Consider the following 16,067-nt stretch of genomic DNA (forward strand, 5'->3'; position numbering starts at 1 on the left):
CGCTGGACCGGTCAGCCCACAGCGCGCATGACCACCACCGGCTTGCGCACCCACAGCACCGCCGCTGCCGCCACCAGGCAGGCGGCGCCTGCGACAAACAATGCGGGCGAGTACGACGAGAGCACCGAGCGTGCCAGACCTGCACCGTAGGCAGCGACAGCCGCGCCCAGCTGGTGGGCGGCAAACACCCAGCCAAACACCAGGGCTGCGCGCTCGGGGCCAAACTCGCTGGCCACCAGCTTGACGGTGGGCGGCACCGTCGCAATCCAGTCCAGGCCATAGAACACCGCAAACAGCGACAGGCCGGCGATCGTGAACTCGGAGTACGGCAGCCAGAACAGCGACAGACCGCGCAGCCCGTAGTACCAGAACAGCAGCTTGCGGCTGTCATAGCGGTCCGACAGATAGCCCGACAAGGTCGTGCCCACCAGGTCAAAAATGCCCATCATCGCCAGCACCGAGGCCGCTGGCACGGGCCCCAGGCCATAGTCACCGCAGAGCGAGACAAAGTGGGTCTGGATCAGCCCATTGGTGCTGAGCCCGCAGATAAAGAAGGTGCCCGCCAGAATCCAGAACGCCGGCACTTTGGATGCCGCAGCCAAGGTGCTGAACGGCAGGCTCCAGCTGGCGCGGAGCGCAGGGGCGGCGGGCGCGGCAGCGGGGTCCGCGCCATAGGCGCTCAGTTGCATCTGCGCCGGGCTGTCGCGCATGAACAGCAGCACCAGCACCAGCACGATGGCCGAGGCCGCGACGACTGGCAGCAGCGCCCAGCGCCAGCCGTACTGCGCAATCAGCCAGGCAGCGGCAGGCAAAAACAGCAGCTGGCCGGTGGCACTGCTGCCGGCCAGCAACCCCATGACCAGGCCCTTGCGCTGCACAAACCAGCGGTTGGCTACTGTCGCGCCCAGCACCATCGCGGTGAGGCCCGTGCCCATGCCCAGCACAATGCCCCAGAGCACAAAGGCCTGGCCCAGGTTGCGCATGATGAGGCCCAGCAGCAAGGCACTGGCAATCACCGCTGCGGCCAGCGCCACCACGCGCGATACGCCATAGCGCAGCAAAATGACGGCAGCAAAGGGCCCCAGCAGGCCATACAGCGCAAAGCGGGTCGCAAACACCGAGGACAGATCACGCACACTCCAGCCAAACTCGACGGCCAGCGGCTGCATCAGCACCCCCGGCAGGCCCAGGGCCGCCGAGGTGACCAGCATGGCCAAAAAGGTGATGGCGGCAATCACCCAGGCGTAATGGATGCCATGGCGCTGGAGCAGCACGGCGAGTCGGGAAGCGAGCATGTTATTTGGAGGTTATCGACGGAGGAGTTACAATGATAGCGATCACAATCAAAAACTGTCAAGCACAGCTTCAAGCAGGGTATTTGCGATGAAAGTCACCAAGGAACAAGCGCAACAGAACCGCCAGGCACTGCTCGATGCCGCCACTGCCCTGTTCAAGGAACGCGGCATCGACGGCACCGGCGTGGCCGATATCTGCCAGCAGGCGGGCCTGACGCAGGGCGCGCTGTACAAGCATTTCAGCGACAAGCAAGACCTGGCAGCCCAAGCACTGGCACATGGTTTTGAGCAAGGCTTTGGCCGGGTCAAGCAAGCCAGCGAGCGAAGCGACCACGCGATGGCCACCTACCTGGACAATTACCTGAACCCCCAGGTGCGCGATGACATGACGCGGGGCTGCCCGCTGGTCTCCACCGCCTGCGATGCCGGCCGCCAGAGCGAGGCCGTCAGCCGCAGCTTCAGCGACGGCTTTACCGAGCTGCGCGCCGGCATCGAGGCCGCCTTGCCGGCCAGCACCGACCCGCAGCAGCGCCAGGCGCTGGCCAGCACGCTGGTGGCCGCACTGGTGGGCGCCATGGCCATCTCGCGCGGCGTCGTCAAGGCCGATCCCGCGCTGGCCGATGAGGTACTGCAGCAGGTGCGCGCGGTGGTCGAAGGGCTGAGCGCCAAGCGCTGATTGATCGCCGCAACGCCCACAACAAAAGGCCGCCAACCCGGGTAACCTGGGTTGGCGGCCTTCTTTTACGGCAGATCGCGGAGGCTGCATCACCTCAGCGGCAGAGCCCCATCAGGACTGCAGGTACACCACATGGCTATGGGTGTACTCGTAGAGCCCATGCTTGCCATCGGCGCCGCCCACGCCCGACTTGCGCACGCCGGCATGGAAGCCTTGCATCGCCTCGAAGTTCTCGCGGTTGATGTAGGTCTCGCCAAAGTCGATCTCGCGCATGGCCTGCATGGCCTTGGACAGGTCGCGGGTGTAGAGCGAGGACGTGAGGCCATATTCGCAGTCGTTGGCCAGCGCAATCGCCTCATCCAGGTCCTCGACTACCTGGATCGGCAGCACCGGGCCAAAGATTTCCTTGCGCATGATCTCCATGTCGGCGCGGCAGCCTGCCAGCACGGTGGGCTGGTAGTGAAAGCCGGCACCCAGATCGGCCACCTGGCCGCCAGTGACCAGCTGCGCACCATCGGCCAGCGCACGGCGCACCTTCGCATCGACACTGTCCAGGCCCTTCTGGTTGATCAGCGGGCCCATCTCCACATCGGTCTGCGCGATCGGGTCGCCATAGCGGGTGGCGGCCATCGCCTGGGCGATGCGTGCAGTGAACTCATCGGCCACCTGGCGCTGCACATAGACGCGCTCGGCACAGTTGCAGACCTGGCCGGTGTTGATGATGCGCGAATCGCGGATGGCCTTGACGGCCAGGTCCAGGTCGGCGTCGGCCAGCACAATGGCGGGCGCCTTGCCACCCAGCTCCAGGTTGAGCTTGGTGATGTGCGGCGCAGCAGCGGCAGCAATGCGCTCGCCGGTGCCCACGCTGCCGGTAAAGCTGATCATGTCCACCCCGGCATGGGCCGACAGTGCACCACCGGTGCCGCCCTGGCCATAGACCACATTGAACACGCCAGCGGGCAGCTCGCACTGGGCCAGCAGCTCGGTAAAGGCATGGCAGTTGATGGGGGTCTCTTCGCTGGGCTTGATGACGATGGTGTTGCCCGTCAGCAGCGCCGGCGCCATCTTGCGCGCGATCAGGAAGAAAGGGAAGTTCCAGGGCAGGATGCCAGCGACCACACCCATCGGCTTGCGCAGCAGAAAGATCTGCTCGTTGGCCCGGTCGCTGCTGATAACTTCGCCCTCGATGCGGCGCGCCCATTCGGCCATGTAGTCCAGGTAGTCGGCCGTGAAGTTCACCTCCACCTCGGCCAGGCCCAGCACCTTGCCTTGCTCCTCGGTGATGGTGCGCGCGATGCGCGCGACGTTCTCGCGCAGGCGGGCGGCAATGCGGCGCAGGAACTGCGCGCGCTCGATCGCCGGGCGGCGGCCCCAGGCTTTTTGCGCGCCGCGTGCCGCTGCAATGGCGCGGTCCACCTCGGCTTGGGCTGACAGCGGCGACTGCGCCAGCAGCGCGCCCGTGGCGGGGTTGCGCACCTCGTGCAGCTCGGCGCTGTCCGTGAAAGCGCCAGCAATGTAGTTGCGCAAAACAGGGGTTGTGGGCATGGGTCGTCCTCAGTAGGTGGTAGAGACAATGGCGGGCTGGGTGGGCGCGCGGTAGCGCGCCAGGTTGGCCACAGCGGCCTGGCGCATCAGGCTGATATCGATGGCGACGGCCACAAAGCGGCAGCCCCAGTCGGTGTAGCGGCGCGCATCTTCCTCGCGCGGCGCCAGAATGCCGCAGGCCTTGCCATGGGCCAAGGTGGTCTCGATGGTGCGGCGTATGCAGTCCTGCACCTCGGGCTGGCTGGCATCCCCCGCATGGCCCATGCCGGTGGACAGGTCTGCCGGGCCGATAAAGACGGCATCGACACCGTCGACACTCGCAATTTCGGCAGCGTTCTCCACGCCCAGGCGCGACTCGATCTGCACGATGAGGCAGAGCTGCTCATGCGCAGTGCGGATGTAGTCGGGCACCGCATCCCAGCGCGTGGCGCGGGTGAGGCCCCCGCCCACACCCCGGATGCCATGCGGCGGGTAGCGCATGGCCTGCACCAGCGCGCGGGCCTGCTCGGCCGTCTCGACCATCGGCACCATCAGGGTCTGCACGCCAGCGTCCAGCAACTGCTTGATCAGCACCGCATCGCCATGCACCGCCCGCACCACCGGGTGCGTGGCATAGGGCGCCGCCGCCTGCAGCTGCGCCAGCAGCGTCGGCACGGTATTGGGCGCATGCTCGCCATCCACCAGCATCCAGTCGTAGCCGGTAGTGGCGATGATCTCGGCCGCATAGGGCGTGGCAAAACCGGCCCAGATACCGTAGAGCGGCTCGCTGCGGCGCAGCGCGGCCTTGAAAGGGTTCAATGGCAAATCCATAAACTGTCTCCTGGGTGGGCCGTCAGCGCGGGCCCAGCAATGGTTATCAATGGGTGTAGGGGCGGTGCAGTTCGCAAGCCGGGTTCAGCTCCACGCCAAAACCGGGCTTGTCCAGCGCCGACAGGCGCATGCGGCCTTGCACCGGCACCGGCTCGCCCAGCAGCTGCGGATGGAACATCGGCACGACCTCGTCGGCCTTGGGCGCCATCATCAGGAACTCGGCAAAGGGACTGTTGTGGCGCGTGGCCACAAAGTGGTAGCTGTAGACGCTGGAGCCATGCGGAATCACCAGCGCCTGGTGGGCATCGGCCAGCGCCGATATCTTCAAGAGCTCGGTGATGCCACCGCACCAGCCGACATCGGGCTGGATGATGTCGCAGCAACCCATCTCCAGCAGCTGGCGAAAGCCCCAGCGCGTGGCCTCATGCTCGCCGGTGGTCACCAGCATGCCGGTAGGCACGTTCTTCTTGAGGGCCGCATAGCCCCAGTAGTCATCGGGCGGCAGTGCCTCTTCGATCCACTTGAGGCCATACTCCTTCGCACCCTGGGCCAGGCGCGTGGCGTAGTTGAGGTCCAGGCTCATCCAGCAGTCCAGCATCAGCCAAAAGTCCGGCCCCACGCGCTCGCGCATCGTGGCCAGCTCCTCCAGGTTGCGGCGCAGGCCTTCTTCGCCTTCGGCCGGGCCATGGTGCAGGGGCATCTTGCCGCCGATAAAGCCCATCTTCTGCGCCAGATCGGGGCGCGCGCCGGTGGCGTAGAACTGCAGCTCATCGCGCACCGCGCCGCCCAGCAGCTGGTGCACCGGCTCGCCGCGCACCTTGCCCAGCAAATCCCAGAGCGCCAGGTCTACCCCGGAGATGGTGTTGATCACGATGCCCTTGCGGCCGTAGTACAGGGTGGACCAGTACATCTGGTCCCAGATGCGTTCGATGTCGGTGACCTTGGCGCCTTCCAGAAAACGCGCCAGGTGCTTCTCGACGATATAGGCGGCCGGCTCGCCGCCAGTGGTGACGGCAAAGCCGACATTGCCTGCGCTGTCCTCGATCTCGACCACCAGGGTGCCCAGCACATTGATGCCAAAGCTGCGGCGGCTCTGGCGGTACTCGGGGTACTTGGCCATGGGCGTGGCGATGTGGTCGTCGATCCAGTGGCCATCGGCCTGGTCGTGGTAGTCGGCACCGCCCCCTTTGAGGGTATAGGCGCGCACTTGCTTGATGGTGGGGATCTGGCTCATGGTGGTGTTTGCTCCTTATGCAATTTAGGCAGCGGTCTGGGGCTGCAGCGCAGCGGGCGCCATGCGGGCCCGGATGCCCAGCACCAGCAGCGCTGCCAGTACCGTTGTGCCTGCCAGCAGGTACAGGCCTGCGGCGGGTGAGTGGAAATGGCCTTCGGCCCAGTTCTTGACGATGGGGGCGACAAAGCCGCCCACGGCGCCCAGCGAATTGATCAGCGCAATGCCACCCGCAGCAGCGGCACCAGCCAGCGTGTTGGCAGGAAAGGTCCAGAACACCGGCTGCACCGCGATAAAACCTGCCGCCGCAAAGCACAGGGCTGCGACGCCCAGCAGCGGGCTGGAAAAGCTCACCGATGCGGCCATGCCGATGGCTGCGACGACCAGGGTTGCGCTGGCCACGCTGCGGGGCTTTTGGCTGCGCTGGGCAAAGCCGGGCACCCACCAGGCCGCCAGCAGTGCGCAGAGCCAGGGGATGGCCGAGACCAGGCCGACTTGCAGACCCACCTTGGTGCCCAAGAGGCCCGCCACCTGGCTGGGCAGGTAGAACACCACGCCGTAGACGCTGGCCTGGATCAGCAGATAAACGAGGGCCAGGTACAGCACGCGCGGCTGGCACATGGCAGCGAGCAGGCTGTGCTGGTGGCCGCCCTTGGCGCGCTCTTCGCTGTCGATGATGTCCTGCACCTGGCGGCGCTCGTCGGCGCTCAGCCACTGGGCATCAGCCGGGCGGTTGGTGAGGTAGAAATACGACCAGATACCGACGGCCACAGCCATCAGGCCTTCGACCGCAAACAGCCACTGCCAGCCATGCCAGCCGCCCATGCCATCGAGCTCCAGCAGCAGGCCCGACAAGGGGCTGCCAAAGATAAAGGCCAGCGGCGCGCCGAAGTAGAAAAAGCCCATGGCCTGCGCCCGGTGCGCGGCTGGGAACCAGTAGGTGAGGTACAGGATGACGCCGGGGAAGAAGCCCGCCTCGGCCACGCCCAGCAGGAAGCGCAGCACATAGAAGGTGGTCTCGTTATGGGCAAACATCATCGCGGCCGACACAAGGCCCCAGGTGACCATGATGCGGCACATCCAGATGCGCGCGCCGATGCGGTGCATGATCAGATTGCTGGGCACTTCCAGGAGTGCATAACCGACAAAGAACACACCGGCGCCAAACGCAAAGGCGGCGTCACTGATGCCGGTATCGGCCTGGAAGGCCACCTTGGCAAAGCCCACATTGGCCCGGTCCAGAAAGGCCATGATGTACATCAGCAGCAAGAAGGGCAGCAGGCGCCAGGAGATCTTGGCGAGCAAGGGAGCGGGGAGTTTTTTCACGACAAATCCTTAAAGACAATGCGCGGCCTGCGCGCCTGCCAAATGGCGGGCGCTGCGGGAGCGAGAAAGGAGAAGGCGGCGCTGGCAAGCCAGCACCGATGGGGCGCGGCTTGCGCTAGCGCCGTCGTGAGGCGGGAGGTCTGAAAAAAGTGTGCGCGATGGCGTTCATGTTTGTCTCCTAAAAGGTCATTCGTTCTTGTGTGGAGCTGAATGTACGCGCATGATTGATGCCTAACAAATCAAATTTCAGTCATATCCGATACCTTTTATTTATGCCAGCAAAACCCGCTTTATCGGCCGCACCACCGCTGCAGCGCAGCCTGCTCAACCGCCTGCGCTACAAGCATCTGCACATGCTGGTGGCGCTGGGGTCGAGCCTGAATCTGCACCGCGCATCGATCAGCCTGGCGATGTCGCAACCGGCTGCCACGCGCATGCTGCGCGAGATCGAAGACATGTTTGGCTGCCAGCTGTTTGAGCGCCTGCCGCGCGGCATGCGCCCCACCGCGCTGGGCCTGCAGCTGGTGCGCTTTGCCGAGGCCTCGCTCAACAGCCTGGACCGCTGCGCCGAGGACCTGGCGGTGCGCCGCCAAGGCGGTTATGGCTACCTGGCGATCGGCACCATCATGGGCGCAGCGCCCGACCTGGTGATGACGGCCGTGGCCCAGATGAAAGCGCAGAGCCCGCAGCTGCGCTTGCGCATCATGGGCGACACCAGCGACCAGGTGCTGCGCCTGCTGGACCAGCGCCGCATTGACCTGGCCATTGCGCGCCGCCGCATTGCTGGCGACAGCGAGGCCTATGACTTTGAAGCGCTGGGCAATGAGCGCCTGCTGGTGGTGGTGCGCAGCGGCCATGTTCTGGCGCGGCGCCGCAAGCTGAGTTGGGAGGAATTGGTGCGTGACTGGCCCTGGATCTTGCAGCCGGCCAGCACGCCGGCACGCATCGCGCTGGACCAGCTGCTGCAAAGCCTGGAGCTGCCGGTGCCGGCCGATATCACCGAGTGCAGCTCCGTCTACTCGATGCAGCAACTGGTGCAGTTGACGGACGCGGTGATGCTGCTGTCGGATTCGGCCTTGAAGGACTATCTGCGCATGGGCCTGGTCAAGACCTTGCCGGTGCAGATCGATGTGCCGATGGCCCCGTTTGGCATGCTGACGCGCAAGGACCAGGAGGCCTCGCAGGAGCAGCAGAACTTTATGGATCTGCTGCGCGCGCAGGCCATGCGCCTAGCGGCTTGAACGCTGCTGGAGCTCAGGCCAGGTCCAGCGTTTGCAACAGCGCTGCAAATGCCGCGCGATCCGCCCCCTGCAAGGTGTGCAACGGCAGCGGCAGGCAAGGCGAGCGGGCCAGGCCCATCAGCTCGGCAGCGGTGGCGACCGAGCGCAGGCTGCCGCCCTTTTGCTGGAACCAGGACCACAGCGGCGCGAGGCGGTGGGACAGTTCCAACGCCTGCTCCGCTTGGCCCGCCAGTGCAGCACGGGTGATGGCCAACGTGGTCTGGGGCCAGAGGCCGCCGATGACCGAGTACCAGGCATCGCAACCCGCGACCATGCCCTTGGCCCCCAAGGCGTCGCCACTGACGCCGATGCTGACATGGGCGGGCACGACAGCGCGCAGGCGCTGCACACGCGCCTTGGCCTCGGCCGCATCGGCCGGCACACCGGGGATCTTGATCGAGGCGATATGGGGCAACTGCGCAATGCGGCCATGCAGCGCATCGCTGAACTCAAAGCGCGTGGTGCCGGGGTTGTCGTACACGACGATGGGCACCGACACCGCACGCGAGACGGCCTGGTAGAGGCCATAGACCTCGTCATCGGACAGTTTTTGGTACGAGACCGGTGCCAGCAACAGGCCGCTGGCGCCAGCCTTTTGGGCGTCATCGGCCAGGTCCAGCACATCGCGGCTGCGCAGCGCGCCAATGCCCACGACCACGGGCACGCCCTGGGCCTGCTCCACCGCCAGCGCCGCCACCTGGGCCCGCTCGGCGCGCGAGAGATAGGCATAGCTGCCGGTAGAGCCCAGCGCGCCGATGGAATCGACACCGGCCGCCACCAGGCGCTGCACCAGCTGCGCAAATGCCGGCATATCGATGCCGCTCTCATCCATCGGGGTCAGCGGAAACGCACTCAAACCTTTGAACATTCTTCTTTCCCTGTCAAAACTGCTGCCGCGCCCGGGCTGGGTTGCGGCCAAGCCCGGATTGTGCGGCTGCCGCTTCTGGTTAAAAATAGCCAGTTTTCAACAAAATCACTGGTCCAGTTGCCCGCCATGCCAGCCCACCCGTCCACCCGTCCCGGCAGCCGCAGCCTGTACCGCGACCTCCGCGCGCGCATCGGTGACGGCAGCTACGCGGCCGGCACCGCCCTGCCCTCGACTCGGGCGCTGGCCGCTGAGCGGGGCCTGTCGCGCGGCACGGTGAGCCTGGTCTATGAGCAACTGGCCTCGGACGGCTTTGTCGATACCCGGCCCGGGGCGGCCACGCGCGTGGCCGCAGGGGCTGCTGACCGCATCCGCGCCCAGGGCCAGGCGGCAGCTGCCTCCGAGCCCCGGCGCCAGCTGCCCGACAACGATCGCCTGTCCGCCTTTGCCCAGCGCCTGCAGGCCATGCCGCTGCGCCCGCCTGCGCCCGATCCGGCCGGGATGATCGACTTTGTCTACGGGCCGCTGGCGGGCAGCGATTTCCCGACCCTGCACTGGCTCAAGGCCTTGCGCCGGGCCGAAGGCCAGCGCAGCCAGCGCCTGGAATATGCGTCTGCCTTGGGCGCGCCCGAGCTGCGCCAGGCGCTGCAAAAGCACCTGCTCCAGACCCGGGACATACGCTGCAGCACGGAGCAGATCCTGGTCGTCAACGGCTCGCAGCATGCGCTTGATCTCTGCGCCCGGCTGCTGCTCAACCCGGGCGACCCGGTCGTCGTCGAGAACCCCGGCTACCGCATGGCGCACCAGGTGTTTGCGGCCTATGGCGCGCAGCTGGTCTGCGCCGAGGTGGATGACGATGGCCTGCAGACCTCGCAGCTGGCGACGCTGACCGCAGAGGCATCCGCAAAGCTGGCCTATGTCACGCCCGGCCACCAGTTTCCGCTGGGCGGCTTTTTGCCGATTGCCCGCCGCCATGCCCTGCTCGATTGGGCGCGTGCGCAGCGCTGCTGGCTGATCGAGGACGACTACGACAGCGACTACCGCTACACCGTTCGGCCCGAGCCCAGCCTGTGGTCGCTCGACAGCGCGGACTGCGTGATCCATGTAGGCACCTTCTCCAAGACCTTGTCGCCCCAGCTGCGCCTGGGCTATATGGTGCTGCCCCCGGCGCTCGCCAGCCTGTTTGCCCAGGCCAAGCTGCTGACCGACCGCCACAGTGCCACCGGCCCCCAGCGCGCGCTGGCCCAGCTGATCGACGACGGCAGCTATGCCCGCCATGTGCGGCGCATGCGGCGCAAACAGCAGGCGCGCCAGCAGGCCTTGCTGCAGGCGCTGGAGCAGCATCTGGGCACGCAAGTGCGCATCCAGGGTGCGGCCAGCGGCCTGCATCTGGCCGTGTGGTTTCCGGCGCTTCCCGCCAGCTGCGAGGCGCAGCTGGTGCAGGCGGCGGCGCAGCGCGGCGTGCGCGTCTACCCGATCAGCCCGCTGTACCTGGAGCAGGCCAGGCATGCGGAAGCCGGCGTGGTGATGGGTTATGCCTTGCTGGATCTGTCCGAGATTGAGCGGGGCGTGCAGCAGCTTGCCCAGGCGCTCAGGAGCCTGCGCTGATCAGGCATCCCACTGCAGGCAGCGCATGCTGATGGTGCCCGACTGAAAGCCCTCAAACACCTGGCGCGCCGGGCCACTGCCGTGGGCAGCGCCCAGGGCGTAGAGCAAAGGCCAGTAGTGGTCAGGTGTGGGCACGGCCATCCTGGCCGAGGCATGCAGCTGCTGGTAGGCCACCAGGGCCTCGTGGTTGCCCGCCAGCAAGGCCTGCTTGGCTGCTTCATCAAACTGCTGCGCCCAGTCGCGGGCGGCCATCAGCCCTTCGGGTGCGCCGCGCACGGTGGCGCGCAGGTTGTGCACGATATTGCCGCTGCCAATGACCAGCACGCCCTGCTCGCGCAAGGCGGCCAGTTCCTTGCCCACTGCATAGTGGTAAGGGGCAGGCTGGTTGTAGTCGATCGAGACCTGGAACACCGGCACATCGACCTGGGGGTAGAGGTGGTGCAAGACGGTCCAGGTGCCATGGTCCAGCCCCCACTGGTCCGTCAGCTGCGCCTGGCCACTGCGCACCAGCGCGGCCGCCTTGGCAGCAAGCGCCGGGTGGCCTGCGGCCGGGTACTGCATTGCATGCAGCTCGGCCGGAAAGCCGGAGAAATCATGGATGGTGGCGGGCTTGTCGTTGACCGTCACGCCGGTGCTGCCGCGCGTGAGCCAATGGGCCGACACCACCAGGATGGCGGTGGGCCGGGGCAGGCTGGCACCCCAGCGTTGCAGATGCTGGGTAAAGGGGTTGACGCTGATGGCATTCATCGGGCTGCCATGGCCGATGAACAGCACCGGCATTTTGCGCGGCGGCTGCGGGCTGCGGGCCAGGGCGTGGCCCATCGGCAAAAGAGCGGCCATCACCGCAGACAGACTGCCGGACAGGACCAGGGAGCGACGTGACAACATGGGGCGTGGAGCAAAAAACAAAGGGCCGCTGTCTGAGGCGGCCGAGGGGCACAAGTTCCGCCGCAGCCCCCAAAGAAAAATGCAGTGCTTGCCCAGGGCATGCACTGCATTTGGAGCGTCAGGCACTCAAGGCATCAGATGCTGGCGTTGTCGATCACAAAGCGGTAGGCCACATCGCCGCGCAGCATGCGCTCATAGGCCTCGTTGATGTGCTCGGCCTGGATCAGCTCGATGTCCGCCACAATGCCGTGCTCGGCGCAGAAATCGAGCATCTCCTGCGTCTCGGGGATACCGCCGATCAGCGATCCGGCCAGGCTGCGCCGCTTCATGATCAGTCCAAACACACCGGGCGATGGGTGCGGGGTAGAAGGCGCACCGACCAGGGTCATCGTGCCATCGCGCTTGAGCAGGTTGAAGAACGGGTCCAGGTCATGCGGGGCGGCCACGGTGTTCAAGATAAAGTCCAGGCTCTGGGCATGGGCGGCCATCTCATCGGCATTTCGCGAGACCACCACCTCGGCAGCACCCAGCGCCTTGGCGGCATCGCGTTTGGATTCGGAGGTGGTAAAGGCCACCACATGCGCGCCCATGGCATGCGCCAGCTTGATGCCCATATGGCCCAGGCCGCCAATGCCCACCACCCCGACCTTGTGGCCCGGCCCCACGCGCCAGTGGCGCAGTGGCGAGTAGGTGGTGATGCCGGCGCAGAGCAGCGGCGCCACGGCAGCCAGCTGGGCCGGTGGGTGGCTGACGCGCAGCACATAGCGCTGGTGCACGACGATGCTTTGCGCATAACCACCCAAGGTATGGCCCGGCGCATCGGCCGTGGGCCCGTTGTAGGTGCCCACCATGTGGTTGCAGTAGTTCTCCAGCCCCATGCCGCAGTCCACGCAGTGCTGGCAGCTGTCCACAATACAGCCCACGCCTACCAGATCCCCGGGCTTGAAATCGCTCACCTCGGAGCCAACTGCCGCCACCTCGCCGACAATCTCATGCCCGGGCACACAGGGGTAGAGCGTGCCCGCCCATTCGGAGCGCACCTGGTGGATGTCCGAGTGGCAGACGCCGCAATAGGCAATGCGGATCTGCACGTCCTGGGCGCCGGGCGTGCGGCGCTCGATGTTCAGGGCTTGCAGGGGTTGGTCACCCGCGTGGGCGCCATAGGCTTTGACGGTCATGATGAAGGTCCTATTCCGTTCGTGGAGGTCAGCGCATGGCGCAGGCTAGGCCACGCCAGCCACTGATGCACGGGGTGCAGCCGCCATGCAGAGGCATGGGCAGCCATGCCCGCATGAAGGCAGGTTCATCTTACGCCCCTTGTATGGCAGTTCTGCTGGGGGCGGGCGACGGCTTGCGAACCGCTGGCGCTGCCGCCAAACGCTGATCGCCCTTTTCATCAAATGGTTTTATGAGAATAATTCTCATTTGCGAATATCATAGGCCCCAAGGTTCAGCGATTGCCGCCGTTCCTTGTTTCATCGTGGGGCGACCTACTGGGTTTTTACTCCAGTGGTCGTTTTTGCTAGCCAGCGGTTCTCCATGTAGCCAGGCATTTTTTTCACGTTGAAGCGCTCTCGCCGTCTTTGCGACGCGCTCCGCCCAAGTCCTTCCAGCGGACCTTGCCAGGTCTGTGTTCCGGAAACAGGCATAGGCCCTCGCGGCATGGCGATCCTCTCCCCTGTCTTGTTTATTGCTCAGCTAATGCGCTGTCCAGCGCCTCCTTGTGCAGCGCTTTCCTGTTGCCCGGTGCTGCTGACGCCGTCAGGCTATACCCGATGACATAAAAAGTAGGCGAGTGCTAACATCCACTCCAATCATCTGGAGTTGGTATGAGAATATTCATTTCATGGATTACTAAGTCACTGATCGCTGTGGCTGCCGCGCTGGGCTTGCAGGCCGCGCAGGCACAGGGTCTGCTGTTCACGCCAGGCAGCATCAACTTCAGCAACACGGCGGCGGGCAGCGTATCGGCAGCGCAGAGCGTTACGGTGGAGTACCAAGGCCCCACGCCATTCATACTGAATGTCAGCAGCGTCACGCCGCCTGCAAACTCCGCCTTTACAGTCGTGGACAGCAGCTGCGCTGCAGGCCCCTATCCGCAATTCACGCCCTGTACGATCAGCTTTACGTTCACTGCGCCGGCTGCTGCGGGCCCCGTCACAGATGCCTTCCGTTTTGAAGTCGACAATCTTGGCACCCAGTCCATCACCCTGAACGGCTCCTCGGATGGCGCCACGCCCCAGTCCATCACCTTCAGCTCCACCCCGCCCAGTCCTGCCCCTGTGGGAGGCAGCTACGACATTGCAGCCACTGGCGGTGAATCGGGCGAGCCGGTGGTTTTTTCCATCGATCCCTCAGCGGCTGCGATTTGTTCGGTCACGGGCAATACGGTGAGCTTTCTCAGCGTGGGCACCTGTGTGGTCAATGCCAACCAGGCAGGCAATGGCGCCTATTTCGCCGCCCCGCAGCAGCAGCAAAGCTTTGCGGTGACAGCCGGCCCGACGGCCAACCCGGGCACACCCACCCCAGTCCCCGCACTGGGAGCCTGGGGGGCGGTGCTGCTGTCCAGCTTGGTGGCGGTGGCCATGGTGCTGGTGCAAACGCGGCGCAGGGTTCAGCCAGCTTAACGAACCCACAGCACCTCCAACTGCTGCCTGACCTGCGCCACCTCCAGCGTCACCTCATCGCCCTCCGCCTTGCCCAGCAGCGCCTGGCCCAAGGGCGCTTGGCTGCTGATGACCTGGATGGACTCAGTGCCAATGACCAGCTTCATGTTGCCCCCTTCAGGGCCGAGAAAGATCTGCTGCTGTCTCTCGTCCGCATCCAGCAGGCAAATCAGCGCGCCCAGCTGTATGCCCCTGCCGGCGCTATAGGGCTGCGGGCAAAAAATCCGCCAATGGACCAGCGCCTGTCGTATGGCCTCAGCGCGACGCGCCTGGCCCGTCGCCAGATAGGCCGCCTCCAGGCCCAAGGTGTCGTACTTGTTCTCGGCAATATTCTCCTCGTGGGTCGCGGCCTCATGCGCAGCGCTCACCGCCTGCTCGACCTGCCGCAGGTCATCGGCCAGCCGCTCCAGCACCAGCTGCTGCAGCAAGGATTTATCCACCATGAAAGAGGCCTCTGGAACAAGTTGGGGGATGATTATGAACCGGCATGGGTTGGTCATTGCCAGACTCAGGGGCTGTGGGAGCCGCTGGGCAGAGGGTGCTGCTGCAGCCCAGAATGACCGTTTTGTCATGGGTACATTCGGCAATACAGCAAACGCCGCGCGCACCAGCGCCAATAAAAAAGCCACACAGCATCAAAAATGATAGCTGTGCAGCCAATGAATCTGGTAGGGCGTGAGGGACTTGAACCCGCGACCAAAGGATTATGAGTCCTCTGCTCTAACCAACTGAGCTAACGCCCCGGCACCACCACTTGCCGGGATGCCCGGCGAGTGAAGCTTTGCATTCTAGCGTTTATTTCGGATGGCTCAGCGCGTTGGATACGAGCTTGGAGGTGATTCCAACGATCTGGATCATCTTCTCGTAGGGCATGCGTTTGGGGCCGATGACGCCCAAGGTGCCGACGACTTTGCCATTGACCTGGTAGGGGGTGCTGACGACCGACAGCTCCTCGACGGACAGCAGCTGGCTCTCGCCACCGATGTAGATTTGCACCCCTTCGGCGCGGTTGGAGTTCTCCAGCAGGTGCAGGATCTGGGTCTTTTGCTCGAACAGGTCAAAGGCCCGGCGCAGGTTGGTCATGTCGTTGCTGAAATCGCTGACGGCCAGCAGGTTGCGCTCGCCGGCAATCACCAGCTCATGCGGCGCCTCCTGGGCGTCTTCATCGACATTCACCGCCGCCAGCATCAGTGCGGCGATCTCGTCGCGCAGGCTGTCCACTTCCTTGCGCAGCAGCTGGCGCACCTGCTCCATCGCCAAACCGGCGTAATGGGCGTTGAGGTAGTTGGCCGTCTCGATCAGCTGGCTTTGGGAATAGTCCGACTCGGTAAAGATCACCCGGTTTTGCACATCGCCCTCGGGTGAGACCAGGATCAGCAGGATGCGCTTTTCCGACAGGCGCAAGAACTCGATATGGCGGAACGACGAGCTTTTGCGCGGCGCCTGCACCACGCCTACGTACTGCGACAGCTCCGACAGCACGCCAGCAGCGCTGGTGATGACCTTTTGCGGCTGCTCGGGCGCAATCTCGGCCGACACGACCTGGTCCGGGTCTACGGTCAGCATGGTGTCTACAAACAGGCGGTAGCCCTTGGCCGTGGGGATGCGGCCGGCGGAGGTGTAGGGGCTGGCAATCAGGCCCAGGCCTTCGAGGTCGGCCATCACATTGCGGATCGTGGCCGGCGAAAAGTCCAGCCCCGGCGCCTGCGTGAGCGCGCGGGAGCCCACTGGGTGGCCATCCGCTATATAGCGTTCCACCAAGGTTTTGAGCAGCAGCCGGGCGCGGTCATCGAGCATGGGCGCATTTTATCCGTGTCCTTGGCACCAGCAGGCGCGTTCGGGCCAGAACCAGGGATACCCGGAGCACGCCAGCCAGC

15 protein-coding genes and 1 tRNA gene are annotated in these 16,067 nt (G+C 65.2%); 5 read left to right on the forward strand and 11 right to left on the reverse strand.

All coding sequences use genetic code 11. The features are described from left to right. Positions 1–11 precede the first annotated feature (11 nt). A complete protein-coding gene (locus WH303_RS10645; protein ID WP_339518374.1) occupies positions 12–1,295 on the reverse strand; it encodes an MFS transporter in 1,284 nt (427 codons plus the stop codon). A gap of 88 nt (positions 1,296–1,383) precedes the next feature. Between WH303_RS10645 and WH303_RS10650 the strand changes: the two genes are divergently transcribed. Next, positions 1,384–1,971 (forward strand): TetR/AcrR family transcriptional regulator, encoded by a 588-nt coding sequence (locus WH303_RS10650; RefSeq protein WP_339518376.1) that lies wholly within the window; start codon positions 1,384–1,386, stop codon positions 1,969–1,971. 111 nt (positions 1,972–2,082) lie between these two features. Here the strand turns inward: WH303_RS10650 and aldA are convergent, their stop codons facing one another. Genes aldA through WH303_RS10670 form a run of 4 tightly spaced genes read right to left on the reverse strand, consistent with a single transcriptional unit; the run spans position 2,083 to position 6,883 of the window. Beyond that, positions 2,083–3,516 carry an aldehyde dehydrogenase gene (gene aldA / locus WH303_RS10655; RefSeq protein ID WP_339518377.1) on the reverse strand — a complete coding sequence of 478 codons (1,434 nt, stop codon included), beginning with the start codon at positions 3,514–3,516 and terminating at the stop codon, positions 2,083–2,085. 9 nt (positions 3,517–3,525) lie between these two features. Beyond that, the gene (locus WH303_RS10660) at positions 3,526–4,326 is read right to left on the reverse strand and encodes an HpcH/HpaI aldolase family protein (protein WP_339518378.1); all 801 of its coding nucleotides are present in this window, start codon (positions 4,324–4,326) and stop codon (positions 3,526–3,528) included. Positions 4,327–4,372: 46 nt separating this feature from the next. Beyond that, the gene (gene rhmD, locus WH303_RS10665) at positions 4,373–5,560 is read right to left on the reverse strand and encodes an L-rhamnonate dehydratase (RefSeq protein WP_312416280.1); all 1,188 of its coding nucleotides are present in this window, start codon (positions 5,558–5,560) and stop codon (positions 4,373–4,375) included. 24 nt (positions 5,561–5,584) lie between these two features. Beyond that, complete coding sequence (locus WH303_RS10670; RefSeq protein WP_339518383.1) at positions 5,585–6,883, reverse strand: MFS transporter; 1,299 nt, start codon at positions 6,881–6,883, stop codon at positions 5,585–5,587. A 272-nt stretch (positions 6,884–7,155) separates the two neighbouring features. On the opposite strand from WH303_RS10670, the gene WH303_RS10675 reads away from it, so the two are divergent. Continuing rightward, complete coding sequence (locus WH303_RS10675) at positions 7,156–8,124, forward strand: LysR family transcriptional regulator (protein WP_445228276.1); 969 nt, start codon at positions 7,156–7,158, stop codon at positions 8,122–8,124. Positions 8,125–8,137: 13 nt separating this feature from the next. Here the strand turns inward: WH303_RS10675 and WH303_RS10680 are convergent, their stop codons facing one another. Further along, positions 8,138–9,031, reverse strand: coding sequence for a dihydrodipicolinate synthase family protein (locus tag WH303_RS10680; RefSeq protein ID WP_339518385.1), 894 nt, complete (start codon positions 9,029–9,031; stop codon positions 8,138–8,140). Positions 9,032–9,157: 126 nt separating this feature from the next. On the opposite strand from WH303_RS10680, the gene pdxR reads away from it, so the two are divergent. Beyond that, positions 9,158–10,636, forward strand: a complete 1,479-nt coding sequence (gene pdxR, locus WH303_RS10685; protein ID WP_339518386.1) for a MocR-like pyridoxine biosynthesis transcription factor PdxR — start codon at positions 9,158–9,160, stop codon at positions 10,634–10,636. Here the strand turns inward: pdxR and ygiD are convergent, their stop codons facing one another. Beyond that, positions 10,637–11,524 (reverse strand): 4,5-DOPA dioxygenase extradiol, encoded by an 888-nt coding sequence (gene ygiD, locus WH303_RS10690; RefSeq protein WP_339518388.1) that lies wholly within the window; start codon positions 11,522–11,524, stop codon positions 10,637–10,639. Between the two features lie 134 nt (positions 11,525–11,658). Next, a complete protein-coding gene (locus WH303_RS10695; RefSeq protein ID WP_021025031.1) occupies positions 11,659–12,702 on the reverse strand; it encodes an NAD(P)-dependent alcohol dehydrogenase in 1,044 nt (347 codons plus the stop codon). A gap of 651 nt (positions 12,703–13,353) precedes the next feature. Here WH303_RS10695 and WH303_RS10700 point away from each other — a divergent pair. Continuing rightward, positions 13,354–14,151 carry a hypothetical protein gene (locus WH303_RS10700; protein ID WP_339518390.1) on the forward strand — a complete coding sequence of 266 codons (798 nt, stop codon included), beginning with the start codon at positions 13,354–13,356 and terminating at the stop codon, positions 14,149–14,151. Here the strand turns inward: WH303_RS10700 and WH303_RS10705 are convergent. Next, complete coding sequence (locus WH303_RS10705) at positions 14,148–14,630, reverse strand: GreA/GreB family elongation factor (RefSeq protein WP_339518475.1); 483 nt, start codon at positions 14,628–14,630, stop codon at positions 14,148–14,150. The two genes, WH303_RS10700 and WH303_RS10705, sit on opposite strands and share 4 nt — an antisense overlap. Before the next feature lies 1 nt (position 14,631). On the opposite strand from WH303_RS10705, the gene WH303_RS10710 reads away from it, so the two are divergent. Continuing rightward, positions 14,632–14,835: a hypothetical protein gene (locus WH303_RS10710; RefSeq protein ID WP_339518391.1), complete on the forward strand. Its 204-nt coding sequence runs from the start codon at positions 14,632–14,634 to the stop codon at positions 14,833–14,835. 21 nt (positions 14,836–14,856) lie between these two features. On the opposite strand, the gene WH303_RS10715 is transcribed toward WH303_RS10710, so the two are convergent. Next, positions 14,857–14,933, reverse strand: a tRNA-Ile gene (locus WH303_RS10715). Positions 14,934–14,985: 52 nt separating this feature from the next. Beyond that, positions 14,986–15,987, reverse strand: a complete 1,002-nt coding sequence (gene hrcA / locus WH303_RS10720; protein WP_260720237.1) for a heat-inducible transcriptional repressor HrcA — start codon at positions 15,985–15,987, stop codon at positions 14,986–14,988. Positions 15,988–16,067 lie beyond the last annotated feature (80 nt).

The sequence above is a fragment of the Comamonas sp. MYb69 genome (genome assembly GCF_037479315.1).
Lineage (GTDB): Bacteria > Pseudomonadota > Gammaproteobacteria > Burkholderiales > Burkholderiaceae_C > Comamonas.